This is a genomic window from Eubacterium sp. AF15-50 (assembly GCF_934835595.1).
GTDB lineage: Bacteria > Bacillota > Clostridia > Lachnospirales > Lachnospiraceae > Eubacterium_G > Eubacterium_G segne.
The window spans coordinates 2,016-5,825 of record NZ_CAKVZL010000113.1 but is presented as its reverse complement, the minus strand read 5'-3'; the positions used below and the strand labels follow the sequence as shown (position 1 = coordinate 5,825).

Here is a 3,810-nt window from a genome sequence, read left to right as displayed (position 1 = left end):
AAACATTTTAACTACCATAATATTAGCCCCTCCATGTCTTGGTCCCTTTAAGGAAGACAACGCCGCCGCTATAGTTGAATATGTATCAGAACCTGATGATGTAACAACTCTTGTGGTAAAGGTTGAATTATTACCGCCTCCATGTTCCATATGGAGAACTAAAGCTAAATCAAGAACCTTTGCTTCTAACTCCGTATATTTTTTGTTAGGTCTTAACATTCTTAATAAGTTTTCGCTGGTGGACAAATCATCCTTTGGCCTATGTATATATAAACTTTGATTTTTCTTGTAATGATTATATGCATGATATCCATACACTGAAAGCATAGGGAACACTGCTATTAACTGAATGCACTGTCTTATTACATTCTCTAATGATGTATCTGACACGTTTTTATCATAAGAAGCTAATGTCAGTACACTCCTTGTAAGGGAATTCATAATATCCTCGCTAGGTGCCTTCATAATAACATCTCTTACAAAATTTGTTGGAAGCCTTCTGGAATATGCCAGCATTTCCTTAAATTCATTTAACTCGTCTTCATTAGGCAATTCACCAAAAAGAAGTAAATATGCTACCTCTTCAAAACCGAATCTTTTATCATCCATAAATCCCTTAACTAAATCCTGGATTTTGTACCCTCTGAAATACAATTTTCCTTCACAGGGAACACTTTTTCCGTTAACTATTTCTGAAGACTCAACTCTTGAAATATTGGTAATTCCTGTTAATACACCCTTTCCATTTAAATCACGAAGTCCTCTTTTTACACCATATTCCGTAAATAACTCCCTGTCTACGCCGTCATTATTTTTACACACCTTTGCCTTATTTTCCGCAAATAATTTAACATCTTCTCTCTTTAATGCCATAAAATCCCCTTTCTGTTCTCAATTATTAATATATAAAGTTAATAGCGTCATGTAAAACCTTAAAGTTTACCACTGCCCTTCCTTTTTCCTTCTCACCGTCAAGAGACCAGTCTATGTCTGAGCAATCGGTAATTCTTGCTGATTTTATCTGTGCCAAAGTGATTTTTCCTGTAAATTTCTGTAAAAGTACCTGACCGCAAAGCCTTACAAACTCTGCAAAGTCTCTTGGATACTCAATAAGCATCAGTTCAAATTCACCATCGTTAAATTCCACTAAATCCTTGTCTAACTTCATTATGCCACCTACTTTTGTAGCATTGTTTATTGCCACAAAAATATATTTTCCCACATAGGTTTTATCATCAAGTTCAATTTTCAGGCGTAACTTTCTTATGTGAAATAATTCTCTTGCACCACGAAGAATGTAGGCAAAATGTCCTAATCTGTTTTTTAATTCCTGAGGTGTTGAATATGAGGTCTTAGTAAAAATTCCTGCTGATGCAGTATAAACAAAATGTCGTCCGTTAAAATCTCCTATATCAAGAGGTCTTGCCTCATTAGATATAATATACTTAGCCGCCTTTTTAGGATCAGATTCTAATCCTAAACTATTGGCAAAATCATTAGTAGAACCTGCCGGAATATATCCTAAAGGTGTTTTTACATTTCCTTCAATCAATCCCTGAATTACTTCATTTAATGTTCCGTCTCCTCCCATACATACCACAAGGTCTACTTCACTTCCGTATTTTATGGCAATGTTGGTTCCGTCTGCTCTTCGTTTTGTATATTTAATTCCTACTTTGTATCCTGCCTCTTCAAAAACCCATACAGCATCATCTATAAAATTCTTATTTTTCTTCAGTCCGGCTTTCGGATTAACAATAAATAATATTTTTTTCATGAATACTCCTTCGTATAAATTATTCAATATTCTACAATATTTTTACTTTCATTGTATTAATTAAAAATTAAGAAACTGTGAACTGCAATTCTTCCCTGTATCTATTTGGGACAATATACATATATTGTAAAACTATCTCACCTGTCCGTTGCCATATATCTTGTATTTAAAAGACTGCAATTCCGGCAATCCAATAGGTCCTCTTGCATGAAGCTTCTGAGTGGAAATACCTATTTCTGCTCCAAAACCGAACTCTCCTCCGTCAGTAAATCTTGTACTGGCATTTACATAAACTGCTGCTGAATCTACCTTGTTTAAAAACTCCTCAGCAGCTTCCTTATTTTCAGTAACTATACATTCGCTGTGACCTGTACTGTATTTATAAATATGATCCACGGCTTCATCTAAGGAATTTACTATTTTAACAGACATTTTGTAGTCAAGATATTCTGTTCCCCAGTCCCTTTCCGTTGCCTTCTCTATTCCCTTCGCTATATCAACTGCTTCCTCATCTCCAAAAAGTTCCACAGATTTTTCATCTAATTTTGCCTTTATTTTCGGCAATGCTTCCTTTGCAATATCCTTATGTATAAGCAAACTTTCTGCTGCATTACAAACTGACACCCTGTTAGTTTTGGCATTATATACTATGTCAGCTGCCATATCCACATTGGCATCCTTATCAATATATATGTGGCAGTTTCCCACTCCGGTTTCAATTACCGGAACTGTTGCATTTTTTACAACTGCCTGTATCAGTCCTGCACCGCCTCTTGGTATAAGCACATCCACATATTCATTCATTTGCATAAGGGCATTAGCGCTTTCCCTTGATGTATCTTCCACTAACTGTATAACGTCTTCACTAAGACCTGATTTTTTTACAGCCTCTCTCATTGTTTTAGCAATGATTCTGTTAGAATTTATTGCTTCCTTTCCTCCACGTAAAATAACGGTGTTTCCTGACTTTAAGCACAAAGCTGCCGCATCTGAGGTTACGTTAGGTCTTGCTTCAAATATAACTCCTATAACTCCTAAAGGTGTAGATACCTTTTTTATGTTAAGTCCGTTAGGTCTTGTAGTTTCACTTAAAACCCTTCCCACAGGATCCGGCAGTAAAACAACATCCTCAACGCCCTTTGCCATCCCTTTAATTCTGCCTTTGTCTAACTTTAATCTGTCAAGCATTGCTTCTGACATTCCATTATTTTTCCCATTTTCCAAATCAATGGTATTTGCCTGTATTATTTCATCTGCATTTTCAATTAATGCCTGTGCAATGTATTTTAGAGCCTTATTTTTCTGCTCCGTGGTAGCTATCATTAATGTTTTTTCTGCTTCTTTTGCTTTCTTTCCTAATTCCGTAAGCATTATTTTTCCTCCCTTTATTAACATTTCTTATTAAAGAAAAACAGCCATGCCTAGCGTGACTGTTCTTTGTCTTTTGCTACGAAGAAGGTTCCTACCTGGTGTCCTTCTAATATTTTATATAAATTCTCCGGATCTCCACCGTTCATAATAACAGTATCTATTCCCGCTTCCGTTGCAATCTGCGCCGCCTGAAGTTTAGTTATCATACCACCGGTTCCAAATTTTGAGCCTTTTCCACCGGCAAGTTCAAACAATCCCTCAGTTATTTCCTCTACAACCGGTATTATTCTTGCATATTCATTTTCATTCGGATTGGCATCATACAACCCATCTATATCTGTAAGTATAAACAAAGCATCTGCCTTTATAAGCTTTGCCACTATGGCTGAAAGATTATCATTGTCACCATAAACTATTTCTTCTACAGCTACAACGTCATTTTCATTAATAACCGGTATAGCACCAAATTCAAGGGTTCTCTCAAAGGCATTTATAAGATTATCTCTGCTTTCCAAATTATCCACATCTCTTTTTGTAACAAGGAACTGTCCCACCTTATGACCGTATTCTCCAAACATCTTGTCATACATAAACATAAGTTCACATTGTCCTACAGTAGCTGCTGCCTGCTTTCCTGCTGTGGTAACCGGTCTTTCCTTAAG

General features: G+C 36.1%; 3 protein-coding genes and 1 pseudogene (1 of these 4 cut by a window edge). All 4 read right to left on the bottom strand.

Going from position 1 to position 3,810, the window contains the following annotated elements; genetic code table 11:
- On the bottom strand, window positions 1-873 hold an 873-nt coding region (locus tag Q5O73_RS09825), incomplete at its 3' end, for a citrate synthase (RefSeq protein ID WP_302669594.1).
- Between the two features lie 25 nt (window positions 874-898).
- Window positions 899-1,777 carry a diacylglycerol kinase family protein gene (locus Q5O73_RS09820; protein WP_021952232.1) on the bottom strand — a complete coding sequence of 293 codons (879 nt, stop codon included), beginning with the start codon at window positions 1,775-1,777 and terminating at the stop codon, window positions 899-901.
- A gap of 132 nt (window positions 1,778-1,909) precedes the next feature.
- The gene (locus Q5O73_RS09815; protein WP_118589774.1) at window positions 1,910-3,148 is read right to left on the bottom strand and encodes a glutamate-5-semialdehyde dehydrogenase; all 1,239 of its coding nucleotides are present in this window, start codon (window positions 3,146-3,148) and stop codon (window positions 1,910-1,912) included.
- A 50-nt stretch (window positions 3,149-3,198) separates the two neighbouring features.
- Window positions 3,199-3,810: pseudogene (proB, locus tag Q5O73_RS09810) on the bottom strand (glutamate 5-kinase); it runs 202 nt beyond the window's last position.

Excerpts from the sequence above, each read along its gene's own strand:
- Q5O73_RS09820 (WP_021952232.1), bottom strand. The coding sequence starts at position 1,777 with ATGAAAAAAATATTATTTATTGTTAATCCGAAAGCCGGACTGAAGAAA.
- Q5O73_RS09815 (WP_118589774.1), bottom strand. The coding sequence starts at position 3,148 with ATGCTTACGGAATTAGGAAAGAAAGCAAAAGAAGCAGAAAAAACATTA.